This window comes from Inquilinus sp. OTU3971 (assembly GCF_038440215.1).
Map to the genome: position 1 here is coordinate 13891 of NZ_JASATH010000060.1, position 24639 is coordinate 38529.

A 24639-nucleotide genomic window follows, 5' to 3' on the forward strand; every position below is an offset into this window, starting at 1 on the left:
TGGGATCATCATCCGGGTCAGGCCCGGAGGTAGACGCGGTTGACGTGCGGATCGAGCGTCAGGCCCGGCGCCACCCGGCCGGCCTCGACGATCGGGCGCAGCGGGCCGTACAGGATCGGGCCCTGGCAGTAGACCACCTGGAAAATCAGCCGCGCGGAGGTCCGCGCCGGCTGGCCGCGATGGAAGCCGAAGGTGTTCTCCAGGAAGCTGGTCCCGGCAGGCCCCTCGAACCGGACGAAGCGCTCGCGGCCGAAGGCGCCCTCGACCTCGGCGTCGGAATAGCGCCGGATCGGCATCAGCCGATCCTCGCGGTGCGAACCGCGGACATAGATGTGCGGCCCGGCCCCGGCATCGACATCGGTGAGGTAGACGAACAGCTTGATGAAGCGCCAGTCGTCATAGTCGCGATGGAACAGCTCGGCGTGCTGCCCCTCCTCGTCCCCGGCGATCGACCACCAGGCGGCCATGTAGCTGATCGTCGGCCTGCAGCCGAGGGCGGCCTGCACCGCCTCCAGCACCGCCGGGTCGTTGGCGATCGCCAGGGCGTGCGGCGCGTTCACCACCACCTCCGGCCGGAAATGCGCGACATGGGTGCCCTTCGGCGCCTGCTCCGGTGCCTGGAAGGTGCCGTGCTCGGGCTTGTAGGGGTTGAAGGACGGGTGCCCGGCGAAGTGGCGCCGGATCTCCGCGACCCGGTCGGGGGTCATCAGCCAGGGCGTCATGGCGAAGCCTTCGGCGGTCAGGGCCGTGGCGGCGCCCCGGGCCTCCGGCGTGCCGGAGACCGGGCCGCGCCCGACCCGGCCGGCAATCCGGTCGGCCACCCAGTTGCGCCAGGCGACCCGCTGGAACCGGCGCTGCAGCAGGAACCGGGTCATCAGCCCGGCCTTGGCCGCATGGTCGGAAAGGGCTGCCATCGAAATCTCCTCGCGCCGAGCGCCGTCGACGACAGCCCGGGACGGACGCCCGCCCCGGGCCGCCAGCGGTCAAATTCCGCTCCGAGTCCTATACCGGTCGTCTCCGCGCGCACCAAGAATGATTTTCCTCCCGGCCCGCGCGGGCCGCCCGGCGGTCACTCGGCCGCGCGGTAGATCTGGCTGCCGCCGTCGCGGAACCGCGCCGACATCTCCTCCATCCCGGCCTCGGCCGAGGCCCGGATCTCCTGCGTGATCTTCATCGAGCAGAATTTCGGGCCGCACATCGAGCAGAAATGCGCCGTCTTGGCGCCTTCTGCCGGCAGCGTCTCGTCGTGATAGGCGAGCGCCGTGTCGGGGTCGAGCGAGAGGTGGAACTGGTCGCGCCAGCGGAACTCGAAGCGGGCGCGGGACAGGGCGTCGTCGCGTGCCTGCGCCGCCGGGTGCCCCTTGGCCAGGTCGGCGGCATGGGCCGCGATCTTGTAGGTGACGACGCCGGTCTTGACGTCGTCGCGGTCCGGCAGGCCGAGATGCTCCTTCGGCGTGACGTAGCAGAGCATGGCGGTGCCGAACCAGCCGATCATCGCCGCGCCGATGCCGGAGGTGATGTGGTCATAACCCGGCGCGATGTCGGTGGTGAGGGGCCCGAGCGTGTAGAACGGCGCCTCGCCGCAGACCGCCAGCTGCTTGTCCATATTGGCCTTGATCTTGTGCATCGGCACATGGCCGGGGCCCTCGATCATGACCTGGACGTCGTGCTCCCAGGCGATCTTGGTCAGCTCGCCCAGCGTCTCCAGCTCGGCGAACTGGGCCGCGTCATTGGCGTCGGCGATCGAGCCGGGCCGCAGCCCGTCGCCCAGCGAGAAGGCGACGTCATAGGCCCGCATGATCGCGCAGATCTCGCGGAAATGGGTGTAGAGGAAGCTCTCGCGGTGATGCGCCAGGCACCATTTCGCCATGATCGAGCCGCCGCGGCTGACGATGCCGGTGACCCGCTTCGCCGTGAGGGGAATGTAGGGCAGCCGCACCCCGGCATGGATGGTGAAGTAGTCGACCCCCTGCTCCGCCTGCTCGATCAGCGTGTCGCGGAAGATCTCCCAGGTCAGGTCCTCGGCCACGCCGCCGACCTTCTCGAGCGCCTGGTAGATCGGCACGGTGCCGATCGGCACCGGCGAATTGCGCAGGATCCATTCGCGGGTGGTGTGGATGTTGCGGCCGGTCGACAGGTCCATCACCGTGTCGCCGCCCCAGCGGATCGCCCAGACCATCTTCTCGACCTCCTCCGCGATCGAGGAGGTGACGGCCGAGTTGCCGATATTGGCGTTGATCTTGACCAGGAAGTTGCGGCCGATCGCCATCGGCTCGGATTCCGGGTGGTTGATGTTGGACGGGATGATGGCCCGGCCGCGCGCCACCTCGTCGCGCACGAATTCCGGCGTGACATAGTCCGGGATCGCGGCGCCGAAGCTCTCGCCGTCGCGCGCCGCCTGCTCTAGCGTCCGCTCGCGGCCGAGATTCTCGCGGATGGCGACATACTCCATCTCGGGCGTGACGATCCCGGCCCGGGCATAGGCCATCTGCGTCACCGCGGTGCCACCGCGGGCCCTCAAGGGGCGGCGGTCGCCGCGCGGGAACTCGAACAGGTTGGCGGCCTCGCCGGAGCGGCGGCCGTCATCCTCCGGCCGCACCGTCCGGCCGTCATAGGCCTCGACGTCGCCGCGGGCGGCGATCCAGCCGGCCCGCAGCGCGGGCAGGCCGGCGCCGATGTCGATCAGCGCCGCCGGGTCGGTATAGGGGCCGGAGGCGTCATAGACCCGGAGCGGCGGCTCGCCGGATTCCGGCGACAGCACGATCTCGCGCATGGCGACGCGCAGGTCGGGGTTGCGCTCGCCCGCGACATGGACCTTGCGCGACGCCGGCAGCGGGCCGGTGGTGACGGTTGTGGGGATGACGTCCTTGGGCATACACGGCCTCCTCGATCGGACGGATTGAGGGCGTGCCAAAGACGGAAGACTGGAGAAGCGGCTGAGCGCGCATGTGGTTCCATTCCCTACGCCGGCACGACCCGGATCAGGTTCGAAGGGTTCCCACGTCGCAGTTGGTGTGGTGTCTCAGCTCCTTACCGGAGCTCCCCTCGGAACGCCCCGATCAGAGCGCGCGCCGGGATGGGATGTCAAGCGGCAGCTGCCGGACGCCGTGAACCTGGTTTTCCCGGAAGGCCGCCAGCCCTCCGCTCCGTCCCGATCTTGACCGCATTCCTAAAAATATCTACATTCCAACACATTGGGGTGGATTTCTGAGTCATCGGTTGAGAACGATGCTGCGACATGCCTTGGTGCTGTCTGTCGCGCTGGCCCTGGCCGCCTGTGGCGGCGGGCGCGAGATCGTGCGCAACCCGACCGGCGCCGGCGTCGCCCGCTACGTCACCGCCAACGCGCCGGAGGAATGTGTGCCCTATGCCCGGGCCGTCTCCGGCATCCAGATCAAGGGCGATGCCTGGACCTGGTGGGACCAGGCCGACGGCGTCTACGGCAAGGGCGGCGCGCCGCGCTCCGGCGCCGTGCTGGTGCTGGGCCGGTCGGACCGGCTGAGCGCCGGGCACATCTCGGTGGTGGTGTCGGTGCGCAATTCGCGCGAGATCACCGTGTCGCACACCAACTGGGGCAATGACGGGGCGACCCGGCGCCGGATCTACCGTGAGCAGTCGGTGATCGACGTCTCCAGCGGCAACGACTGGACCGCGGTGCGATTCTGGAACCCCGACACCGGCGCCTATGGCGGCGTCTACGAGGCCGACGGCTTCATCTATCCCACCAGTGCCTGAGCTGTCTCGGGTGCCTCTCGACGATCCGGGGGCGCTTCGGCTATAAGCCCGCGCGCGACTGCGGCGCGGCCGTGGCGCATGGGACGCCACAGCATGACCCTTCCCCTCCCCATCCCGGATCCGCGGGCGCGCCGGCGCCTGGAGATCGGCCTCGCCCTGCTCGCCGACGGCCGGCCGGCCGAGGCCGCTGACGCCATCCGCGCCGCCATCGAGATCGCCCCCGGCGACGTCGAGATCCGCTACGCCCTGGGCCAGGCGCTGGAGGCGGCCGGCGGCGATGCCACCGCGGCGTACCGGGCGACGCTGGAGCTGGATCCGGAGGACCGGATGGGCGCCGCGGTGCGGCTGGCGCTGATCGGCGCCGCCCCGGTGCCGGCGCAGCTGCCCGAGGCGCATGTCCGCACCCTGTTCGACCAGTACGCGCCGCGCTTCGAGACGTCGCTGGTCGACGCCCTGCACTATCGCGGGCCGGCGCTGCTGCGCCGTGCCGTCGACCGGCTGGTTCCTGAGGGCAGCTTGGACATCCTCGATCTCGGCTGCGGCACTGGGCTGGCCGGCGCCGCCTTCGCCGACCGCCGCCGCCGGCTGGACGGGATCGACCTGTCGCCCGGCATGATCCTGCAGGCGATGGCGCGGCGGCTGTACGACCGGCTGGAGCCGGGCGAGATCGTCGCCGCCCTGGCGGGCTGGCCGGAGCGTTACGACCTGGTCCTGGCTGCGGATGTCGCGGTCTATATCGGCGATCTGGCGCCGCTCTTCGCCGCCGCGCGGGCCGTGCTGCGGCCGGGCGGCTGGTTCGCCCTGACCGCGGAGTCGCATGACGGGGAAGGCTGGCGCCTGGGCGACCGCCACCGCTACCTGCATTCGCCCGGCTATCTGGCTGCGGTCGCCGCGGCCACCGGCTTCACCGTGACCGAGGTCGAGGCCGCCTGGGCCCGCACCGAGAACGGGACGCCGCTGCCCGGCTGGGTGGCGGTGCTGCGGGCGGCATGAACTACCGCCACGCCTTCCACGCCGGCAACCAGGCCGACGTCCTCAAGCATGTGGTGCTGGTGGCGCTGGTCGAGGCGCTGCGCGGCAAGGACAAGCCGTTCTCCGCCCTCGACCTGCATGCCGGGGTCGGCCGCTACGCCCTGGCCGCCGAGGCCGCCAAGACCGGGGAATACATCGACGGCATCGGCCGGATCGACAGCGCGACCGACGCCCCGGCCGCGGTGGCGCGCTATCTCGAGCTGGTGCGCGGCTTCAACCCCTCCGGCCGGCTCGAGATCTATCCGGGGTCGCCGCGGCTGATCCGGACGCTGATGCGGCCGGAGGACCGGCTGACCCTGGTCGAGCTGCATCCGGAGGATCATGCGAAGCTGCGCGCCGAATTCGCCGGCGATGCCCAGGTCGCGATCCACCGGCGCGATTCCTGGGAGGCGCTGCGCGGCCTGCTGCCGCCGCAGCCGCGGCGCGGCCTGCTGCTGCTCGACCCGTCCTTCGAGCAGCCGGACGAGCTGGCGCGGCTGGCGCGCGGCATCGCCACCGCGCATCGCCGCTGGCCCGAGGGCGTGATCGCCGCCTGGTACCCGATCAAGGACCGGCCGCCGGTCGACGCCATACTGTCGGCGCTGCCGCCCCTGCCCCACGCCTGGGCGGCCGAGCTGACCGTGTTCGACATGCTGTTCCCGGCCCGCCTCAACGGCTCGGGCTTGGTGCTGGTCAACCTGCCCTGGGGGGTGGAGGCGGCGCTGTGCGAGGCCCTGGCCTGGCTGCAGCCGAGACTGGCCCGCCAGGGTGGCGCCTGGCGGCTGGAGCCGCTGCCGGGCTGAGCGGAATCCGGCTCGCCGCCGGGGCGCCGCCGCGTTAGGCTTCCTCCATTGCCAGGGGGAGATTTCACGATGCGATTGTTCGGGCTGGCCGTCCTTCTGACGGCCCTTTCGGCCTGCGCCGCCCAGGCGCCGCGGCCTTCCACATCACAAACAGGCACACCGCCCTTCCAGGCGATCGCACCCGCGGGCTACTGCCTGTCGGATGAGTCCGACCCACTCGCCCTGGCCTTCATGATCGGGATGTCGAGGAATGCGTCGCCCGATCGGCGAATTTTGGCGATCTTCCGCCCCTGCGGCGAGCCCGCCCCCACACCGGGCGTCACCAGCTGGAATACCTACCGGCTGATCTTCCAGGTCGAAGACGGTCCGCCGACCGCCCCCGGACGGCAGGCCATGGACCGTGAGACCTACCTGACATTCCTGGCCAACCCGAAGCTCACGGAGTTGTGGAATCGGCGCGTCCTACCAGGCCTTCTGGATCATCAACCCCAAGGAATAGAGGGCGCCCGTTATCTGGGCTCGGATGCCGGCGCCGTCTACAACGGCTTTGTCATCATCCCGCGGATGCCGGCCCCCGGTGTCGTTGCCGAGGCGCGGATCGTCCTCGGCCAGACACTGATCGGCAGGACCGTTCTGAAGCTACATGTCGTCAACATGTCCGCCAACAGCACACCCAAGGATTGGAACGACCTTCAGACGATCGCCGCCCAGGCGGTCCACGCCACCATTGCTGCAGCGGAACGGCCCGCACGAGGGCAGCCGGCAAGCCCGCCTGCAACGCCAGCCCAAGGAGCAGGCCTGTCAACCTGAGCAGCACCGCGTCCCGGCACGGGAGAAGACAAGCGGAGGCCAGAACGCCGACGGGAACTGCCGGTTCGGCTGCGGCGTTCCCTCTCCGCCCCAGGCTTCCGCCCGTGCCCAGATGCTGTCCGAACCCGGCCGATCCTCCCGCAGCCTGACCCCGCTGACCGACAAGATCGGCGCCCTGTCCTCGACCAACGGAATCCTGGTGATCCTGGCGGCGACCGCGGCGCTGTATTTCGGGCGCGACGTGCTGATCCCGTTCTCGCTGGCGCTGCTGATCAGCTTCGCCATGGCCCCGGTGGTGCTGCAGCTGCGCAAGCTCGGGCTGCCGCGGACCCCGGCGGTGCTGATCGTAATCGTCGCCCTGTCGATCGGGGCGGCGGTGTTCATCGTGCTGGTCGCCAGCCAGGCGATCGACCTGGCCGGCAACCTGCCGCGATACCAGAGCAACCTCGAGACGAAGATCCAGTCGATCAAGGAGGTCGCGCCCGGCGGCGGGCTGATCGACCGGCTGACGGCCATGGTGGCTCGCCTGTCCGAGGAAGCGACCGAGCGGGCCGTGGCTGCGGCGCCGATGGGCATCCAGGGCAAGCCGGTCCCGGTGCAGCTGGTGCCGCCGGCGCTGACGCCGCTGCAGCTGGCCTGGGAGGTCGGCGCCCCGCTGATCGAGCCCTTCGCCATCATCGGCGTGGTCCTGGTCTTCTCGGTGTTCATGCTGCTGGAGCGCGAGGATCTGCGGAACCGGCTGATCTGGCTGCTCGGGTCGAAGGACCTGACCCGCGCCACCGCGGCCATGGACGACGCGGCGCATCGGCTGAGCGGGTTCCTGCTGGCCCAGGCGGTGCTGAACTTCGGCTACGGCGCGGCCTTCGGCATCGGTCTCTGGGTCATCGGCGTTCCCAACCCCGTGCTGTGGGGCCTGCTCGCGGCGGTGCTGCGCTTCATTCCGCTGGTCGGAACCATCGCCGCCGCGCTGCTGCCGACCATCCTGGCCTTCGCCGTCGATCCCGGCTGGCTGATGCCGCTGGCGACGATCGCGCTGTTCGTGGTGCTGGACCTGGTCACCGTCAATGTCGGGGAGCCGCTGCTGTACGGCGGCAGCACCGGCCTGTCACCCTTCGCCGTGCTGTTCGCCACGATCTTCTGGCTGACCCTGTGGGGCATTCCCGGGCTGCTGCTGGCGGTGCCGCTGACGGTCTGCCTGGTCGTGCTGGGCCGGCACGTGCCGCAGTTCGGCTTCCTCGACGTGCTCCTGGGCAGCACGCCGGCGCTGACGCCCGAGGCGCATTTCTACCAGCGCATCCTGGCCGGCGATCCGCTGGAGGCGTCGGAGCTGGCCGAGCGTGGGCTGCAGAGCCGGCCTCGCCAGGCGCTGTTCGAGAGCATGATCCTGCCGGCCATCCACATGGCCCAGGCCGACCGGCAGCGGGGCGCGCTGGATGGCCCGCAGCGCGCCGCGGTCTGGGGCGGCATCCTGGCGGCGGTCGCGGATCTCGACGAGGACGGGCAGGACACGTCGCCCGCCGTGCTGTGTCTCGGTGCGCGGGACGAGCTGGACCATGCCGCCGCGCTGATGACCGGCCAGCTGCTGGCCGAGACGGGTATCGCCTGCCGCTATGGCGACCGCGGCGGGGCCCTGCCCGAGGCGGTCGACCTACCGGTGGTGATGGTGGCCCATGCCGGCACCGTGACCGAGCACCAGCTGGGCCGGCTGATCCGGCGGCTGCGCCGGCGCATCGGGCCGGACGCCGTGCTGGTGGTCGGCCTGCTCGGGCCGCGGGAGCCTGCCGGGGAGATGGCGGATGACGGGTTCGACACGCAGACGGTCGTCGTCCGCGGCTTCGGCGCCATCGTCGCGGCGGTGATGCAATGGACGCCGAAACCGGCCGGCGACGGCAATGACGGGACAAAGGAGAGCGAGGCGACGCCGGAGCCGTCCGGCATCGCCGCCGCCTGAACCTCAGGCCTCTTTCTTCTGGCGCTCGATCTTCTTGCGCTCATTCGGGTCCAGCACCTGCTTGCGCAGGCGGACGGTCTTCGGCGTGACCTCGACCAGCTCGTCGTCGTTGATGTAGGTCAGCGCCCGCTCCAGCGTCATCTGGATCGGCGGGGTCAGGCGCACCGCCTCGTCCTTGCTGGTGGTGCGGATGTTGGTCAGCTGCTTGCCCTTCAGCACATTGACCTCGAGGTCGTTGCCGCGGGTGTGCTCGCCGATGATCATGCCCTGATAGACCCTGGCCTGCGGCTCGATCAGCATCGGGCCGCGATCCTCCAGGTTCCACAGCGCATAGGCCACGGCCTCGCCCTGGGCATTCGAGATCAGCACGCCGGTGTGGCGCGAGGCGATCGCGCCCTTGTGCGGGGCGTAGTCGTGGAAGATCCGGTTCAGCACGCCGGTGCCCCGGGTGTCGGTCAGGAACTCGCCCTGGTAGCCGATCAGGCCGCGGGTCGGCACCAGCATCACCAGGCGCTGCTTGCCGCCGCCGGACGGCCGCATCTCCAGGAGTTCGCCCTTGCGCTCGGACAGCTTCTGCACGACGACGCCGGAATGTTCCTCGTCGACGTCGATCGTCACTTCCTCGATCGGCTCCAGCACCTGGCCGGACTCGTCCTTCTGGAACACCACGCGCGGCCGGCTGATCGACAGCTCGAAGCCCTCGCGGCGCATGGTCTCGATCAGGATGCCGAGCTGCAGCTCGCCGCGGCCGGCGACCTCGAAGGCATCCTTCTCGGCGGTCTCGGTGATCTTCAGCGCGACATTGCCCTCGGCCTCGCGCAGCAGGCGGGCGCGGATGACGCGGCTGGTGACCTTGTCGCCCTCGGTGCCGGCCAGCGGGCTATCATTGACCGAGAAGGTCATGGCGATGGTCGGCGGGTCGATCGGCTGGGCCGGCATCGCCTCGGTCACCGACGGGTCGCAGATGGTGTCGGCAACGGTCGCGGTCTCCAGCCCGGCGATGGCGACGATGTCGCCGGCCTCGCCGGACTCGATCGGCTGGCGCTCGATGCCGCGAAAGGCCAGCACCCGGCTGATGCGGCCGGTCTCGATGGTCTCGCCGTTGCGCGACAGCGCCTTGACTGTCTGGTTCGGCCTGACCGAGCCGGACAGGATGCGGCCGGTCAGCACCCGGCCGAGATAGGGGTTGGCCTCGACCGTGGTGGCCAGCATGCGGAACGACTGGTCTTCCTCGACCTTCGGCGCCGGCACGTGCTTGACCACCAGGTCGAACAGCGGCGCCATGTCGGTCCGCTCCGCCTCCAGGCTGTCCGCCGCCCAGCCCTGCTTGGCCGAGGAGAACAGGGTCGGGAAGTCGAGCTGGTCGTCATTGGCGTCGAGCGCCGCGAACAGGTCGAACACCTCGTCATGCACCTGGTGCGGGCGGGCGTCCGGCCGGTCGCATTTGTTGACCAGCACGATCGGCCGCAGGCCCAGCTTCAGCGCCTTGCCGGTGACGAACTTGGTCTGCGGCAGCGGCCCTTCGGCCGCGTCGACCAGCACCACAACGCCGTCGACCATGTTCAGGATGCGCTCGACCTCGCCGCCGAAATCGGCGTGGCCCGGCGTGTCGACGATGTTGATGCGCACGTCCTTCCACACCAGCGAGGTGCATTTCGCCAGGATGGTGATGCCGCGCTCGCGCTCGAGGTCGTTCGAGTCCATGATCCGTTCGGCCACGACCTGGTTGTCGCGGAAGGCTCCCGACTGGCGCAGCAGCACGTCGATGAGCGTGGTCTTGCCATGATCGACATGGGCGATGATGGCGATGTTCCGGATATCCATGGTCCGTCCAAGGGGCGGGAGGGCGGGAAGCGATGCGGGCAAAACAAAGGACGGCGGACGGGTCGTCTTACCAACGCCCCAGCCGCCGTTGCAGCGCAATATAGTCGGATCGGCGCCAAACGCAAGTCGAGGCGCCAAATCGTTGAAAAATCGAGAGAGAACTTAAGGCAACCACGGCAACGAAAGTTGCATGGTATGTGTTCCCATCACGGCACAACCGAAGCGCGAGCGGCGGCAGCACCACGAGCGCGCGGCGAAGGGAGAGCTGGGGATTGCGAGCAAGACTGGGCAGGTTCGGGTGGCTCGGCCTCCTCGCTGCATTGATTCCTTCGGCAGCGCTGCTGGCCCAGGACGAGCCCGCGACCGATGGTGACGCGGCGACCGAGGCGGCGCCGCTGCCCGACGAGCTGCCCTATACGGCGACGCTGGAGCCGATCCCGGACGAGAACGCGACCGCGGCGCTGACCGGCGCCTCGAACCTCTTGAAGCTGCAGTCCAGCCCGCCCTCGGGCCCGGTCGGGCTGGTCCGCCGGGCGCTGGCCGACCGCGACCGGCTGTACGGCGCGCTGGGGGCGCTGTCGTATTACGGCGGCGAGGTCGCCATCACCATCGACGGCCTGCCGATGGACGACCCCGGGCTGATCGACCGGCTGACGGCGCGGCAGGGCAAGGACCCGGTCAAGGTCTCGATCAAGATCGATCTCGGTCCATCTTATAAGTTCGAGACCGTGCGGCTGACCGACACCAACGGGTCGGACCAGTTGCCGCTGGTGATCGACCGGGCGCCGCTCGGACTCGATCCCGGCAAGCCGGCGCTGTCGGCGACGATCCTGAGCGCCGAGGGCGCCATGGTGGCGCAGATGAACGACCAGGGCTATCCGCTGGCCAAGGTGCCGTCGCGCGACGCGGTGGTCGACCATGCCGACCAGACCATGGACCTGACCGAGGTGCTGGACCCCGGCCCCAAGGCCGGCTTCGGCCCTGTCACGGTGGAAGGCGAGGACACGGTCCGGGAAAGCTTCATCCGCAGCCGCGTGCCCTTCGTCACCGGCCAGGTCTATTCCCCGCAGCAGGTCCAGGACCTGCGCAAGGACCTGGCCGATCTGGGCGTGTTCAGCAGCGTCCGCGTCACCACGGCGGACCAGGTCGACGCGCAGGGCAATGTCCCGGTGACCATCGCAGTGCAGGAGCGGCCGCTGCGCTTCATCGGCTTCGGCGCCAACTACGAGACCAATTACGGCGCCGGGATCAACGCCTATTGGGGCCACCGCAACCTGTGGGGCGGGGCCGAGCAGCTGCGGATCGACGGCGAGGTCAGCGGCCTCGGCTACAACAACGCGACCGAGCCGAACTTCAAGTTCGGCGTGTCCCTGAAGGTGCCGGGCTTCCTCGACCGCAACACCACGCTCGACGCCAAGGCCGAGGCGGTGCGTGAGGTGCTGGACGCCTATACCAGCACCCGCGGCCTGGTGCAGGGCATCGCCACCTACAAATACACCAAGCAGATCGACCTGCTGGCGGGGCTCAGCTTCGAGACCGGCCATGTCGAGAACGAAGAGGGCGAGTGGGACTACACCTTCGTCGGCATCCCGCTCGGCGCCAAGATCGACACCACCGACAACCTGCTGAACCCGACCACCGGCTACCGGGCGCAGCTGTCGCTGACCCCCTACCCCACCTTCCTCGGCTCCTCGGTCGACATGATCGTGGCCAAGGCGCTGGGGTCGACCTATCTCGACCTGTCGGGCGGCGACGGCGACATCGTCCTGGCCGGGCAGCTGGGCATCAGCAGCATCGCCGGGCCGGACATCGCCGACGTGCCGCCTGACAAGCGGCTCTATGCCGGCGGCGGCGGCAGCGTGCGCGGCTACAGGTACCAGAGCATCGGCCCGCTGGATAAGAACGACAACCCGACCGGGGGCCTCAGCTCGATCATCGGCAGCCTGGAGCTGCGCTACAAGATCACCGACACGATCGGCATCGTGCCGTTCTTCGACGCCGGCGGCGTCTATGAGAAGAGCGTCCCGGATTTCGGCAGCGACATCCAGTATGCGGCCGGGCTGGGCGCCCGCTACTACACCGGCATCGGGCCGATCCGTGCCGACATCGCCATCCCGCTGAACAAGCGCAAGAGCGACGACAGCTTCCAGCTCTACATCAGCATCGGGCAGGCCTTCTGATGCGCGCGCTCAGAATCCTCCTCATCCTTCTCGCCGTCGTCATCGGCCTGCCGGTGGCGCTGCTGCTGATCGTCTTCGCCGCGGCGCAGACCGGCCCCGGCAAGCGCCTGATCGCCGGCCAGGCCGGCAGCCTGGCGAGCTCGCCCGAGATGCAGGTCTCGGTCGGCGCGATCGAGGGCTTCGTGCCCTTCGACATGACGGTGCGCGACGTCGCCGTGTCCGACCCGGAAGGCCCGATGGTGACGGTCGACTGGGCCCGGCTGGCCTGGAGCCCGTCGGCCCTGCTGCGCCGCACCCTGCGGGTCGACGCGGTCGAGGCCGGCACGGTCACGGTCGACCGCCTGCCCGCCGGCGGAACCGAGCCTGAGCCGGAGCCGAGCTCCACCGGCTTCTCGCTGCCGCGGCTGCCGGTCGACATCCGGCTCGACCGGCTGAATGTGGAGCGGATCGCGGTCGGCCCGGCCGTCGCCGGGCTGGCGGCGACGCTGAGCGTGGCCGGCGACGCCCAGCTGGGCGACCCGTCGCAGGGGCTGGCCGCCAACCTCGCGGTCCGCCGGCTGGACGGTGCGGCCGGCGACATCACCGCCCGGCTGGCCTTCATCCCGTCGACCGAGCAGCTCGACGTCGCCATGTCGGTGCAGGAGCCGCCGGGGGGCCTGATCGCCGGCATGGCCCAGTTCCCCGGGCAGCCGCCGGTCGACCTGACGCTCGACGGCACCGGCACGCTGTCCGACTGGCGCGCCACCCTGTCCGGCAAGGTCGGCGACCTGGGCGGGGTCGACGGCCAGGTGCGGATCGAGCCCGGCGAAGGCCGCCGGCGCCTGACCGTCGATCTCAACGCCGACGCGGCCCGGCTGGCGCCGGCCGGGATCGCCGCCCTGCTGCAGGGCCGGACGACGCTGAAGGCCGAGGCCGAGATCGCCGATGCCGGCCCGATCACCATCCGCCAGCTCGACGCCACGGCCGCGGCCGGCAGCGTCTCGGTGACCGGCAGCGTGAACCCGACCGGCAACCAGGTCGACCTCGGCTACAAGCTGCAGGCCGGCGCCGCCGCGGGCTTCGCCACGCTGCTGCCGCCCGGCACCGGCTGGGACTCGCTGGCGGTCGACGGCACCGCCAAGGGCACCCTGGATGCGCCGGTGGTTGTGGCCGCGATCCGCGGTGCCGGGCTGCGCCAGGCCCCCTACGGCGCCGGCACGCTGGCGGTCGACCTGACGGCGACGCCGCGGGGTCCGTTCTCCGACCCCGAGGCCCCGATCGGGCTGCACGTCACCGCCGCCGCCGATGGCCTCGCGCTCGGCGACCCGCTGCTCGAAACGGCGGCCGGCCACACCCTGCAGCTCAACCTCGACGGCAGTGCCACCCAGTCGGGCAAGGCGGTGATCGACCGGCTGGAGACCCGGCTGGACGGTGCCGTCCTGACTGCCAGCGGCCAGGGCGACGCGATGGCGCCATCCGGCGCCGGCACGCTGCACCTGACCTATGCCGATCTCGGCCGCCTCTCCGGCCTGGTCGGCCAGCCGATCTCCGGCGCCCTCGACCTGACGGTGAAGCCGGCGCTGACCGCGGACGGCGCCGCCACCCTGGAATGGACCGGCACCATCGCCGAGCCGAACGCCGAAGCCACGCCGACCGCCGCGGTGCTCGGCCGGGAGGCGACGCTGAACGGCCGGATCGAGCGCGACGCCGCCGGCAAGATCACCGTCTCCGGCATCAGCGTGAAGGGCGAGAAGGCCTCGCTCGACGCCGCCGGGACGCTGGACGGCGACGCGATCGACGGCACGATCAAGGCAGCGCTCGGCTCGCTCGCCGCGGTGTCGCCCGGCATCGAGGGCGCGGTGTCGGTTGACGCCGCCCTGTCCGGCACCATCGGCGCGCTCGGCGTCAAGGGCCAGGTGGTGGCCGAGGGGGTGAAGACCGCCGGCCATGCGGTCGAGCACCTGACCGTCGACATCGACGCCGCCGGCCTGCCCGCCGCCCCCGCCGGCACGGTCAAGCTGGCCGGCACGGTCGACGGCAAGCCGGCCACCGGCGACATCGTGCTGGCCCAGAAGCCGGATGGCGGCATCGATGTCAGCACGCTGGTGCTGGACGTCGCCGGCATCAAGGCCGATGGCAACGCCGCGGTGGCGGCGGACGGCAAGCCGGTCGGTGGCACCATTCGCCTGGCCGTGGCCGATCTCGGCGTCGTCGGCGCCTTCATCGGCCAGGCGCTGCGCGGCCAGCTCGACGCCACCCTGACGCTCGACCCCGCGGCCGGCGCCAAGATCGACCTGACCGCCCGGCGTGTCGCCTATGCCGACCAGGCCCAGCTCGGCGAGATCCGGCTGACCGGCACCGTGCTCGACCCGATGGCGGACGGACGGCGCATCCAGGACGGCCGGCTGCTGGTCACCAACGCCACCGCCAGCGGCACCCCGATCAGCCGGGCGGAGCTGACCGTCGCCGGCACGATGCAGCAGCTGGCGCTGAAGCTGCAGGCCGCGACCGGCTACGGCACCGCCGACATGGCCGCCGATATCGGCCTGAACGGGGCGGAGACCGTGGTCGGGCTGAAGAGCCTGGCGATCCGCCAGTCCGGCCAGTCGGTCACCCTGTCGAAGCCGGCCACCATCCGCGCCGGCGCCGCCGGCGTCGATCTCGGCACCATCGACCTCGCAATCAGCGGCGGCGGCAGCGTCACCCTCTCGGGCAAGGCCGGCGACGCGCTGGACCTGCGCGCCCGCATCGCCCGCCTTCCGCTCGGCCTGGCGTCGATCGCCAGCCCGGGCCTCGAACTGCAGGGGCAGCTGAACGGCGAGGCCACCATCACCGGCAGCGCCGCCGACCCCGGCGGCAAGTTCTCGCTCAAGGTCTCCGGCGCCAAGATGGGCGGGCTGAACACCGCCGGCCTACCCGCGATCGACGCCACCGCCGACGGCACGCTGGGCGGCCGGCGCGTCACCGTCACCAGCCGGGTCACCGCCGGGCGCGCCCGGCTCGACCTGCAAGGCGCGGTGCCGCTGGGCGGCGGGCCGCTCTCGGCCTCGGCCAAGGGCCAGGTCGAGCTGGCGATGTTCAACGACTTCCTGGGCGCCGGCGCCGACCGCATCGGCGGCCCGCTGTCGCTCGACGTCAGGATCGAAGGCACGCCCGACAGGCCGCAGGCCTCCGGCACCGTGACGCTGCGCAACGGCAGCTACCAGAACTCGGAATACGGCGTCCGGCTGCAGAACATCGACGCCACCGTCACCGGCGCCGGGGACAGCTTCCGCCTGACCAGCCTGTCGGCGAAGACGCCGGGCGGCGGCACCATCAGCGGTAGCGGCAGCGTCACCCTGGGCCCGCGCGGCAGCCTGCCGGTCGACCTGAAGATTCAGACCAGCAATGCGCTGCTGGTGTCCAGCGAGCTGGCGACGGTCCATGCCGACAGCGACCTGACCATGTCCGGCGACCTGTCGGCCGATGCGCTGTTCCAGGGCTCGATCAAGGTCCGCAACGCCGTCATCCAGATCCCCGACAGCTTCCCGGTCACGGTGACGCCGATCCCGGTGCGCCAGATCAACGTGCCGCCGGAGGTCGCGGCACGGATGAAAGCGGAGGGCGTTGCCCTCAACACGGCGACGCCGCCGAGCCGAAACCGGAATCGGAACCAGCCGCAGAAGCCGCCATCGCAGATCCGGCTCGACATCAGCGTCGACTCGCCAAACCAGTTCTATGTCCGCGGCCAGGGCATCGATGCCGAGATGCAGGGCCAGCTCCACATCTCTGGTACGACCTCCACCCCCGACATCGAAGGCAACTTCAAGATGCGGCGCGGCCAGATCTCGAAATTCGGCCAGCGCCTGGATTTCGAGCACGGCAATCTCAGCTTCGACGGCGGGGCACTGGATCCGCGGCTGGACTTCCTGGCATCGACCCGGGCCGGCGACGTCACCGCCAATATCGAGGTCGGCGGCTATGCCTCGAAGCCGGAGCTGACGCTCAGTTCGTCGCCGGAGCTGCCGCAGGACGAGGTGCTGTCGCGGCTGCTGTTCGGCCAGGCCACCGGTCAGCTCAGCCCGACCCAGGCAATCCAGCTGGCCCAGGCGGCGGCGGAAATGGCGGGCGTCGGGGGCGGCGGCACCGGCCTGCTCGGCGGCATCCAGCAGTCGCTCGGCCTCGACCAGCTCGACTTCAACACCGACGCCTCCGGCGGCTCCGGGGTCGGCCTCGGCCGCTACCTCACCAAGGGCGTCCGCGTCGGGGTGGAACAGGGCATCAGTGCCGGCAGCACCCGGGCCACGGTCACCATCGACATCACCGACCACATCAAGGGCAAGGCCGAGGCCGGCGGCGACAGCGGCGGCGGCGTCGGCGTGACCATGGAGTGGGACTACTGACGGCAGCGCGGCTCGCGGCCGTCAGCCGGCGGCGCTCCGGGCCGGCGTCTCCCCCTCGTCTTTGGACAGCTCGTCCTGCGGGATCGCCACCGCGCCTTCCGGCAGGTGCTGGCGCAGGAACTCGGCCAGCATCTCGATCTCGCCGCGGCGCGCCGCGCCCCGGCGCCAGACCAGCCCGATCCGCCGCGACGGCTGCGGCGCGTCGAAGGACCGGAGCGCGATGTCGTCGTCGGCCATGGTCGGCGCGGAACAGGCGAGGGCCGGCAGCAGGGTGATGCCGATCCGCCCGGCCACCATCTCGCGCAGGGTCGACAGGCTGGTGGCGCCGAACGCATCTTCCTGCGTCCGCGACGCGCTGCGGCACACCTCCAGCGCCTGGTCGCGCAGGCAGTGCCCGTCCTCCAGCAGCAGCAAGTGCTCGCCCGACAGGTCGGCCGGCGACACTCGGTTGGTCCGGGCCAGCCGATGCCCGGTCGGCACCGCCAGCAGGAAGGGCTCGTCGAACACCGGCAGCGATTCCAGCTTCGGATCTTCGACCGGCAGGGCCAGCAGCGCCGCCTCCAGCTCGCCGCGGCGCAGCCGCTCGACCAGCCGGTCGGTCAGATCCTCTCGCAGATACAGGCGCAGGTCCGGATAGGTGCGGCGCAACGTCCGCATCAGCCGCGGCAGCAGATAGGGCCCGAGCGTCGGGATCACCCCGAGCCTGAAGTCGCCGGCCAGCGGCGCCGCCTGGTCGCGGGCGGCGAGCAGCAGATCCTGGGTCTCGGCCAGGATGCGCCGCGCCCGGGCGACGATCGATTCGCCCAGCGGGGTCAGCAGGATCCGCCGGTTCGACCGTTCGAACAGCGGCCCGCCCAGCATCTCCTCCAGCGCCTGGACCTGGGCGCTGAGCGAGGGCTGGCTGACATGGCAGGCGGCCGCGGCCCGGCCGAAATGGCGCGAGTCGGCGACCGCGACGACATAGCGGAGCTGCCGCAGGGTGATCGGTTGGTTCATAGGCTCAAGCTATCATAATTGTCGGAACAATCGATTTGATTGTGGGACTCCGGCTTGCTATCTCCTTGCTGCACTGCGGCATCAACCCTGTTGCGCCGCACACAAAAAATCCCACCAAAGATCCCACGGAGCCTCTCGATGCCCATGTTGACCATTGGCGACATTTTCCCGGATTTCTCGCTCCAGGCGGTCGTCTCGACCAACCCGAAGGACGCCTTCACCCAGATCGACCGTGCCGCCAGCAAGGGCAAGTGGAAGGTCGTGTTCTTCTGGCCGAAGGACTTCACCTTCGTCTGCCCGACCGAGATCGCGGCGTTCGGCAAGCTGGCCGGCGACTTCGCCGACCGCGACGCGCTGGTCTACGGCGTCTCGACCGACAGCGAGTTCGTGCACCTGGCCTGGCGCCAGAACCACGCCGACCTGAAGGAGCTGCCGATCCCGATGCTGGCCGACATCCGCAAGGATCTCAGCCGCTCGCTCGGCATCCTCGAGAAGAGCGAGGAAGTCTGCCTGCGCGCCACCTTCATCGTCGACCCGGACAACATCATCCGCTTCGTCTCGGTCAACGACATGTCGGTCGGCCGCAACCCGCACGAGGTCCTGCGCGTGCTCGATGCCCTGCAGACCGACGAGCTGTGCCCCTGCAACTGGCAGAAGGGCGAGGAGACCCTGCAGGCCGCCTGATCCGGCGTCCTGTTCCTCTCCGGCCGGCCCCCCGCGGGCCGGCCACTGCCTTTTCCAAGCCCCGCCGGAGCCCCCCATGTCGATCGACACGCTGAAGGCCAGCCTTCCCGACTACGCCAAGGATCTGAAGCTCAACCTGTCCTCGGTCCTGACCCCGCCCGGCGTGACCGCCCAGCAGATCTGGGGTTCGGCCCTGGCCAGCGCCTATGCCTCGCGCAACGCCACCGTGATCAAGGCGATCGCGGCCGAGGCGGCGCAGCACCTGTCGCCCGAGGCGCAGGGCGCGGCCAAGACGGCGGCGGCGATCATGGGCATGAACAACATCTACTATCGCTTCACCCACCTCGTGTCCGAGAAGGACTACGCGACCATGCCGGCCCGGCTGCGCATGAACGCGATCGCCAATCCGGGCGTCGACCAGGTGGATTTCGAGCTGTATTCGCTGGCGGTGTCGGCGATCAACGGCTGCGGCATGTGCATGGACAGCCATGAGCAGGTCGTCGCCAAGAAGGGCGTCGGCAAGGATGTGGTCCAGGCCGTGATCCGGATCGCCGCGGTGATCCACGCCGTGGCCGCCACCCTGGACGCCGAGGAGAAGCTGGCCGCCTGACGGCCCGCGCTCCGGCGAGAGAGAAGGCCCGCCCCGGTGGCGGGCCTTTGCTTATTCGGCCGCCAGCCGGTCCACCGTGATGCGGCGCCTGCGGATGGAGCGGTCGGCCAGCACCATCGGCATGCCGTCGGAGCAGGTCTCGACCCGCGCCTCGACGCCGTAGACCTCGCGCAGCATCGCGGCGGTGACGACGGTCCGCGGCTCGCCGCAGGCGGCGACGCGCCCCTCCTTCAGCACCAGCACCCGGTCGGTGAAGCGCACCGCCTGGTTCAGATCGTGCAGCGCGATCAGCACACATAAGGATCGGCTGCGCGCCAGGTCGCGGACCAGGGTCAGCACCTCGACCTGGCGCTGCAGGTCGAGCGCGCTGGTCGGCTCGTCCATCAAGAGGATGCGCGGGTCGCGCACCAGCGCCTGGGCGATCGACACCAGCTGCTTCTGGCCGCCGCTGAGCTCGCCCAGGTTGCGCATGGCGAGGTCGTCGATCTCGAGCAGCGCCAGGGTGCGGGTGACGGCGTCGAGATCGCTGTCGTCGACCCGCCAGCCGGCGCTGCTCTTGCGCGCCAGCAGCACGGATTCGAGCACGGTGAGGACGGCGTTCACCGCAGCCTCCTGCGGCAGGTGGCACGGCCGGTTCGGGTCGCTCGCCTCCCAGCCGGCGGCGGCACGGCCGTCGACCAGCACCTCGCCCGGGCCGCCGATCAGCCCGGCGATGCGGCGGAACAGGCTGGACTTGCCGACCGCGTTCGGCCCGATAACGGCGGTGACCTCGCCGCCCGCCATCACCGGGGTGGTGATGCCGTGCAGCACCGCCCGGCGGCCATAGGCGACCGAGACGTCGCGGAGCTCCAGAGTCACGGGGGTCATTGCCATGCGCGGCGCCGGCTGGCCAGGATCAGGCTGAAGAAGAACGGCACGCCGACCAGGGCGGTGATCACCCCGATCGGGAAGATCACGCCCGGCACGATCGATTTCGACACGATCGAGGTGGCGGACAGCATCAGCGCCCCGGCCAGGGCCGAGGCCGGCAGGAAGAAGCGCTGGTCCTCGCCGATCAGCATGCGCGCGATATGCGGCCCGACCAGCCCGACGAAGCCGATGGTGCCGACGAAGGCGACCGGCACCGAGGCCAGCAGGCTGACGGCCATGATGGTCTCCAGCCGCAGCCGGCGGACATCGATGCCGAAGCTGCGGGCCTTGTCCTCGCCCAGCCGCAGCGCCGTCAGCTGCCAGGCCCGACGCGCCATCAGCGGCAGCAGCACCAACAGGACGACCGCCGTGACCGCGAGCTTGCCCCAGCTGGCCTTGCCCAGGCTGCCCATGGTCCAGAACACCACCGCGGCCAGCGCCTGCTCCGACGCCACATACTGCAGCAGCGACAAGAGGGCGTTGAAGGTGAAGACGATGGCGATGCCCAGCAGCACCACCGTCTCCATGGTCACGCCGCGGCGCTGGCTCAGCGCGTGCAGCCCCAGCGACGCCACCAGCGCCATCAGGAAGGCGTTGACCGGCACCATCACGTCGGTCAGCGCCGGGATCAGCGCCACGCCGAGGACGATGGCCAGCGCCGCGCCGAAGCTGGCCGCGGCCGAGATGCCGAGGGTGAAGGGATCTGCCAGCGGGTTGTTCAGCACCGTCTGCATCTGCGCCCCGGCCACGGCCAAAGCGGCGCCGACCACCACGGCCATCAGCGCCACCGGCAGGCGGATGTCCCAGATCACCACCCGCAGCGTCGCCGGCACGTCGGCGGGCGAGACCAGGGCCGACACCACCTCGCCGACGCCGTAGCGCGCCGGGCCGATGCCGATGTCGAGCACCAGGCTGACCAGCAGCGCCGCGGCCAGGGCCGCGAGCAGCAGCAGCTTGCGCCGGGCCAGGCCGCGATAGGCGGCGCGGCCGGCGCGCAGATGGGGGTCGATCGGGACGGCGTGGTCCGCCATGCGATACCTTTCAGCCCGCCGGGGCCAGCGAGACCCAGTAGCCGGGCCGGTACGGGATCGGCAGGAACCGCTCGTGCAGGGTGCGGAACGTCGCCTCCGGGTCGAGGTCGGCGAACAGGTCGGGGTGCAGCCATTTGGCGATCTGCTGGACCCCGACGAACTGATACGGGCTGTCGTAGAACTGGTGCCAGATGGCATGGACGCGGCCGTCGGCCACCGCCTTGACGCCGGTATAGGCCGGGCGCCGCACCAGCGCCGCCAGCCGCTCCTTCGCCTTCGCCTGGTCGGCGTCGGGGCCGAGCCCGACCCAGCCGCCATCGGGCACGAATTTCGACCAGTTGGCGCCGGTGATGATGACCACGTCCGGATTGGCAACGGTCACCTGCTCCGGATTCAGCACGCCGAAGGCGCCGGGGATCAGGTCGGCGGCGATGTTGGTGCCGCCGGCCATCCGCACCATGCGGCCGAAATTCTCGGTGCCGAAGGAGGCGCAGCATTCGGCGCCCCAGCCGGTGCCGGCGGCGCGCTCGATCATCACCTTCGGATTCGGCGCACCCGCCTGGGCCAGCCGGTCCAGCACCAGGCCCAGCTGCTGCCGGTAGAAGGCGATGAACTCTTCGGCCCGGTCCTGCCGGCCGAGGATCTGGCCGAACAGCCGGACGCTGGGTTCGGTGTTGGTGAAGGGCTCGTCGCGGAAGTCGATGAAGACGGTGGCGATGCCGGCGCCCTCCAGCGTCTTGATCAGCCCGGATTCCTCGGCCGCCTGCTTCTGGCCCAGGAGCAGGAACAGCACGTCGGGCTTCAGCGCGATCGCCTGCTCGGTGTTGAACGTCCCCTCCTCCGGGTCGCCGATGTCGGGGATGGCATCGATGGCGGGGAACTTCGCCTGGTACAGCCTGTAGGTGTCGAGGTCGGAGCGCTCGAACTCGTCCTTCCAGCCGGCGATGCGGCCGATCGGGTTGTCGCGGTCGAGGGCGGCGACGATGTAGATCTGCCGCCCCTCGCCGAGCAGGATGCGCTCGACATGCTTCGGCACCTCGACCGTGCGTCCGGCCAGGTCGGTGACCGAAATCCTGTCGTCCGCCGCGACGGCCGTGCCGCCCCAGAGGCCCAACGCCGCCACCGCAAGGATCCTGATCATCGAACGCATTGCCACCCCCTCGTGAACGGGGGTTGGGTACCATGCGACCATTGCGATTGCGAGTGCTTTTCAGTCTCGCCCGACGAGGCTGCAGCGTCCCCTCGCTCTCTGGCATGCTGTCGCCGCAGCCCCGGAGTCGCGATGATTCAGCTGTCCCGCCTGAGCCTCGATCCGATCCATCTGCGCCAGGCGGTGCGGGGCGCGATCGCGGCCGTCGCCGCCTATGCCCTGGCCGAGGCCCTCGGCCTGCCCAAGGGCTACTGGTCGGTGCTGACCGCGGTGATCGTGCTGCAGGCCACGCTCGGCGCCACGCTCGGCGCCACCGTCGACCGGCTGCTCGGCACCGTGCTCGGCGCCGTGGCCGGGGTGATCGGCGCGGTGCTGTCCGGCCCGTCGGCGCTGGGCACCGGCGCGGTGCTGCTGCTGGTCATGCTGGTCACGGTCTATATCGCCGCCCGCCGGCCCAACCTGCGCCTGGGCGCGGTCACCGCGGCGATCGTCATGCTGTCCGACCCCAGCCATGCCGACCCGCTGGGCGCCGCTTTCCAGCGGGTGGCGGAGATCGGCCTGGGCACCGTGGTCGGGGTGCTGGCCGCGCTGCTGATCCTGCCGTCCCGGGCCCGCGACCATCTGCGCGACACCGCCGCCGAGGCGCTGGGCCAATGCGCCGGCCTGCTGGCCCTGATCGCCGGGCGCCTGGGTGGATCGGAGGGGGATGCGACGGCGATCAACCAGCGCATCCGCACGCTGCTGCGCAAGGCGGACGGCCAGCTGGACGAGGCGCGGCGCGAGCGGCCCGGCGCGATGCCGGAGCATCTCGACCCGGCGCCGATCATCCGCACGATCCGCCGCCTGTGGTACAGCGAGATCATCCTGAACCGGGCCGCCCAGAGTCCGCTGTCGCCGGCGCTGCAGGCGGCGCTGGGGGCGACGCTGGACCAGGCGGTGACGGCGGCGAAGAAGCGGATGACCTCGCTGGCCGCGTCGCTGGAGGCGAAGGCCGCGCCGGGCGGGGGCAGCGCCCTCGACCAGGCGGTCGCGGCGCTGCAGAGCAGCGTCGACGCCCTCCGGGGCACCGGCGGCGACGGGCTGGACGGGCGCGAATTCGGCCAGGCCTTCGCTTTGGCCTTCACCTTCGCCCAGCTCCGCGACAACCTCGCCGACCTGGCCGAGCGGCTGCGCGAGCAGGCGGGCGAGGCGCCGGCGCCGCTGACGGCGGACTGAGATCGGGGAGAGAGCCGCCATGACCGCACCCGGCATCCACGCCATCCTCTACGCCTTCTTCGATGCCGAGGAGCGGCTCGACCGCGCCGCCATGCGCCGGCAGACGGAGGCGTGCCTGGAGGCCGGGGTCGCCGGCATCGCCGCGCTGGGCCTGGCCACCGAGGTGGCGAAGCTGGGCGTCGACGAGCGCCGGGCGGTGATGGATTGGGTGGCCGAGGATGTCGGCGGCCGGGTGCCGGTCGGCTTCACCATCTTCGGTTCGTCGGTGGCGGAGCAGGTGGCGATGGTCCGCGCGGCGGAGGCGGCCGGGACCGGCTGGCTGATCCTGCAGCCGCCGGCCGCGGGCAGCTACGGCGCCGGCGAGTATCTCGACTTCTTCAGCCGGGTGATGGATGCGACGGCGCTGCCGGTGGCGATCCAGAACGCGCCGCAATATCTCGGCCGCGGCCTGTCCGCCGACGACATCGCCCGGCTGATGCGCCGCCACGCCAACATGACGCTGATCAAGGCCGAGGGGACGGCCATTGAGATCGAGCGGCTGATCGCCGTGACCGAAGGAAAGCTGCTTGTGTTCAACGGCCGCGGCGGGCTGGAGATGATCGACAGCCTGCGCGCCGGCTGCAGCGGCTTCCTTCTGGCGCCGGACGCGGTCGACCACGCGGTGGCGATCCACCGGCGGCACGACGCCGGGGATGAAGCAGGCGCCGTGGCGGCCTATGCCCGGGTGGCACCGTCGATCGTCTTCGTCATGCAGTCGATCGAGACGCTGATCTGCTACGGCAAGCGCCTGTTCGCCGCCCGGGCGGGGCTGACGGTGCATGACCGGGCGCCGGCGCTGCGCCCGACCGAATTCGGCCTCGACCTGGTGGCCCGGCACGCCGCGGCGCTGGGGCCGTTCGGCCGCAAGGCCTAGAGCCGACTGAAATCGGGGTCAAATCATGCCCATGCATTCGGGCAAGGCCGACAGGACGTCGAGCATCTTCGCGTCTGCCTCTCCCGCCTGGCGGGAGAGGTCGGGCTCGCGCAGCGAGACCGGGTGAGGGCGGGTCCCGGCCTCGACAAACTCCCCTCACCCGGAGCCGCTTCGCGTCTCCGACCTCTCCCGCAAGCGAGACCTTTTCAGAATTCGATCACCTGAACCGACACGTGTTTTCCACTCTCCCCCTCCCCTTGCGGGAGGGGGTAGGGGGAGGGGGTGTCGATGACGGGAGCCGGCGCGGCATTGGCGAGGATTTCTGCGGGGCCGGTGGTGACCCTCAACATCAATTCTGGCGGCACCAAACCCCTCCCCCTGCCCCCTCCCGCAAGGGGAGGGGGAGGATAGAAGGGATAAGTCGGCTCGAACGGCGGTGTTCTGAAAAGGTCTCGC

The 24639-nt window shown here is 70.7% G+C and carries 19 protein-coding genes and 1 riboswitch; of the genes, 11 read left to right on the top strand and 8 right to left on the bottom strand.

Annotated features, from left to right (window positions below; all coding sequences use genetic code 11):
- Window positions 1–17: 17 nt before the first annotated feature.
- Window positions 18–914 (bottom strand): phytanoyl-CoA dioxygenase family protein, encoded by an 897-nt coding sequence (locus AAHM41_RS16770; protein WP_342237706.1) that lies wholly within the window; start codon window positions 912–914, stop codon window positions 18–20.
- Between the two features lie 155 nt (window positions 915–1069).
- The gene (gene thiC / locus AAHM41_RS16775; protein ID WP_342237707.1) at window positions 1070–2875 is read right to left on the bottom strand and encodes a phosphomethylpyrimidine synthase ThiC; all 1806 of its coding nucleotides are present in this window, start codon (window positions 2873–2875) and stop codon (window positions 1070–1072) included.
- Window positions 2876–2940: 65 nt separating this feature from the next.
- Window positions 2941–3056: riboswitch (TPP riboswitch) on the bottom strand.
- Window positions 3057–3228: 172 nt separating this feature from the next.
- Here thiC and AAHM41_RS16780 point away from each other — a divergent pair.
- The 5 genes from AAHM41_RS16780 to AAHM41_RS16800 all read left to right on the top strand — a co-directional run bounded on the left by AAHM41_RS16780 (window position 3229) and on the right by AAHM41_RS16800 (window position 8310).
- Window positions 3229–3735 (top strand): CHAP domain-containing protein, encoded by a 507-nt coding sequence (locus AAHM41_RS16780; RefSeq protein ID WP_342237708.1) that lies wholly within the window; start codon window positions 3229–3231, stop codon window positions 3733–3735.
- A 93-nt stretch (window positions 3736–3828) separates the two neighbouring features.
- A complete protein-coding gene (locus AAHM41_RS16785) occupies window positions 3829–4728 on the top strand; it encodes a class I SAM-dependent DNA methyltransferase (protein ID WP_342237709.1) in 900 nt (299 codons plus the stop codon).
- Complete coding sequence (locus tag AAHM41_RS16790; RefSeq protein WP_342237710.1) at window positions 4725–5549, top strand: 23S rRNA (adenine(2030)-N(6))-methyltransferase RlmJ; 825 nt, start codon at window positions 4725–4727, stop codon at window positions 5547–5549. The genes AAHM41_RS16785 and AAHM41_RS16790 overlap by 4 nt, the downstream gene beginning before the upstream one ends.
- 69 nt (window positions 5550–5618) lie before the next feature.
- Window positions 5619–6359, top strand: a complete 741-nt coding sequence (locus AAHM41_RS16795) for a hypothetical protein (protein WP_342237711.1) — start codon at window positions 5619–5621, stop codon at window positions 6357–6359.
- 112 nt (window positions 6360–6471) lie between these two features.
- The gene (locus tag AAHM41_RS16800; RefSeq protein WP_342237712.1) at window positions 6472–8310 is read left to right on the top strand and encodes an AI-2E family transporter; all 1839 of its coding nucleotides are present in this window, start codon (window positions 6472–6474) and stop codon (window positions 8308–8310) included.
- Between the two features lie 3 nt (window positions 8311–8313).
- Here the strand turns inward: AAHM41_RS16800 and typA are convergent, their stop codons facing one another.
- Window positions 8314–10134, bottom strand: a complete 1821-nt coding sequence (gene typA / locus AAHM41_RS16805; RefSeq protein WP_342237713.1) for a translational GTPase TypA — start codon at window positions 10132–10134, stop codon at window positions 8314–8316.
- Window positions 10135–10406: 272 nt separating this feature from the next.
- Here typA and AAHM41_RS16810 point away from each other — a divergent pair, with 272 nt between their 5' ends.
- Together AAHM41_RS16810 and AAHM41_RS16815 are read left to right on the top strand one after the other, a co-directional pair.
- Window positions 10407–12314 (top strand): autotransporter assembly complex protein TamA, encoded by a 1908-nt coding sequence (locus tag AAHM41_RS16810; RefSeq protein ID WP_342237714.1) that lies wholly within the window; start codon window positions 10407–10409, stop codon window positions 12312–12314.
- Window positions 12314–16675, top strand: coding sequence for a translocation/assembly module TamB domain-containing protein (locus tag AAHM41_RS16815; protein WP_342237715.1), 4362 nt, complete (start codon window positions 12314–12316; stop codon window positions 16673–16675). Before AAHM41_RS16810 ends, AAHM41_RS16815 begins: the two co-directional genes overlap by 1 nt.
- A 21-nt stretch (window positions 16676–16696) precedes the next feature.
- Here the strand turns inward: AAHM41_RS16815 and AAHM41_RS16820 are convergent, their stop codons facing one another.
- Entirely contained in the window at window positions 16697–17671 is a 975-nt protein-coding gene (locus AAHM41_RS16820; RefSeq protein WP_342237716.1) for a LysR substrate-binding domain-containing protein, read from the bottom strand.
- Between the two features lie 138 nt (window positions 17672–17809).
- On the opposite strand from AAHM41_RS16820, the gene AAHM41_RS16825 reads away from it, so the two are divergent.
- Window positions 17810–18355 (top strand): peroxiredoxin, encoded by a 546-nt coding sequence (locus tag AAHM41_RS16825; protein WP_446719454.1) that lies wholly within the window; start codon window positions 17810–17812, stop codon window positions 18353–18355.
- A gap of 76 nt (window positions 18356–18431) precedes the next feature.
- Window positions 18432–18965, top strand: coding sequence for a carboxymuconolactone decarboxylase family protein (locus tag AAHM41_RS16830; RefSeq protein ID WP_342237717.1), 534 nt, complete (start codon window positions 18432–18434; stop codon window positions 18963–18965).
- Between the two features lie 51 nt (window positions 18966–19016).
- Here the strand turns inward: AAHM41_RS16830 and AAHM41_RS16835 are convergent, their stop codons facing one another.
- Genes AAHM41_RS16835 through AAHM41_RS16845 form a run of 3 tightly spaced genes read right to left on the bottom strand, consistent with a single transcriptional unit; the run spans window position 19017 to window position 22046 of the window.
- A complete protein-coding gene (locus AAHM41_RS16835; RefSeq protein ID WP_342237718.1) occupies window positions 19017–19838 on the bottom strand; it encodes an ABC transporter ATP-binding protein in 822 nt (273 codons plus the stop codon).
- Complete coding sequence (locus AAHM41_RS16840; RefSeq protein WP_342237719.1) at window positions 19829–20905, bottom strand: FecCD family ABC transporter permease; 1077 nt, start codon at window positions 20903–20905, stop codon at window positions 19829–19831. The genes AAHM41_RS16835 and AAHM41_RS16840 overlap by 10 nt, the downstream gene beginning before the upstream one ends.
- Before the next feature lie 10 nt (window positions 20906–20915).
- Entirely contained in the window at window positions 20916–22046 is a 1131-nt protein-coding gene (locus AAHM41_RS16845; RefSeq protein WP_342237720.1) for an ABC transporter substrate-binding protein, read from the bottom strand.
- A 141-nt stretch (window positions 22047–22187) separates the two neighbouring features.
- On the opposite strand from AAHM41_RS16845, the gene AAHM41_RS16850 reads away from it, so the two are divergent.
- Entirely contained in the window at window positions 22188–23270 is a 1083-nt protein-coding gene (locus AAHM41_RS16850) for an FUSC family protein (RefSeq protein ID WP_342237721.1), read from the top strand.
- Window positions 23271–23289: 19 nt separating this feature from the next.
- Complete coding sequence (locus AAHM41_RS16855; protein ID WP_342237722.1) at window positions 23290–24183, top strand: dihydrodipicolinate synthase family protein; 894 nt, start codon at window positions 23290–23292, stop codon at window positions 24181–24183.
- Between the two features lie 206 nt (window positions 24184–24389).
- Here AAHM41_RS16855 and AAHM41_RS16860 read toward each other — a convergent pair.
- A partial coding sequence (locus AAHM41_RS16860) for a hypothetical protein (RefSeq protein ID WP_342237723.1) occupies window positions 24390–24639 on the bottom strand: 250 nt, incomplete at its 5' end.

What these genes read in the sequence shown, in the direction of transcription:
- AAHM41_RS16770 (WP_342237706.1), bottom strand. Translation starts at nt 914, where the DNA reads ATGGCAGCCCTTTCCGACCATGCGGCCAAGGCCGGGCTGATGACCCGG.
- thiC (WP_342237707.1), bottom strand. Translation starts at nt 2,875, where the DNA reads ATGCCCAAGGACGTCATCCCCACAACCGTCACCACCGGCCCGCTGCCG.
- AAHM41_RS16780 (WP_342237708.1), top strand. Translation starts at nt 3,229, where the DNA reads ATGCTGCGACATGCCTTGGTGCTGTCTGTCGCGCTGGCCCTGGCCGCC.
- AAHM41_RS16785 (WP_342237709.1), top strand. Translation starts at nt 3,829, where the DNA reads ATGACCCTTCCCCTCCCCATCCCGGATCCGCGGGCGCGCCGGCGCCTG.
- AAHM41_RS16790 (WP_342237710.1), top strand. Translation starts at nt 4,725, where the DNA reads ATGAACTACCGCCACGCCTTCCACGCCGGCAACCAGGCCGACGTCCTC.
- AAHM41_RS16795 (WP_342237711.1), top strand. Translation starts at nt 5,619, where the DNA reads ATGCGATTGTTCGGGCTGGCCGTCCTTCTGACGGCCCTTTCGGCCTGC.
- AAHM41_RS16800 (WP_342237712.1), top strand. Translation starts at nt 6,472, where the DNA reads ATGCTGTCCGAACCCGGCCGATCCTCCCGCAGCCTGACCCCGCTGACC.
- typA (WP_342237713.1), bottom strand. Translation starts at nt 10,134, where the DNA reads ATGGATATCCGGAACATCGCCATCATCGCCCATGTCGATCATGGCAAG.
- AAHM41_RS16815 (WP_342237715.1), top strand. Translation starts at nt 12,314, where the DNA reads ATGCGCGCGCTCAGAATCCTCCTCATCCTTCTCGCCGTCGTCATCGGC.
- AAHM41_RS16820 (WP_342237716.1), bottom strand. Translation starts at nt 17,671, where the DNA reads ATGAACCAACCGATCACCCTGCGGCAGCTCCGCTATGTCGTCGCGGTC.
- AAHM41_RS16825 (WP_446719454.1), top strand. Translation starts at nt 17,810, where the DNA reads ATGCCCATGTTGACCATTGGCGACATTTTCCCGGATTTCTCGCTCCAG.
- AAHM41_RS16830 (WP_342237717.1), top strand. Translation starts at nt 18,432, where the DNA reads ATGTCGATCGACACGCTGAAGGCCAGCCTTCCCGACTACGCCAAGGAT.
- AAHM41_RS16835 (WP_342237718.1), bottom strand. Translation starts at nt 19,838, where the DNA reads ATGGCAATGACCCCCGTGACTCTGGAGCTCCGCGACGTCTCGGTCGCC.
- AAHM41_RS16840 (WP_342237719.1), bottom strand. Translation starts at nt 20,905, where the DNA reads ATGGCGGACCACGCCGTCCCGATCGACCCCCATCTGCGCGCCGGCCGC.
- AAHM41_RS16845 (WP_342237720.1), bottom strand. Translation starts at nt 22,046, where the DNA reads ATGATCAGGATCCTTGCGGTGGCGGCGTTGGGCCTCTGGGGCGGCACG.
- AAHM41_RS16850 (WP_342237721.1), top strand. Translation starts at nt 22,188, where the DNA reads ATGATTCAGCTGTCCCGCCTGAGCCTCGATCCGATCCATCTGCGCCAG.
- AAHM41_RS16855 (WP_342237722.1), top strand. Translation starts at nt 23,290, where the DNA reads ATGACCGCACCCGGCATCCACGCCATCCTCTACGCCTTCTTCGATGCC.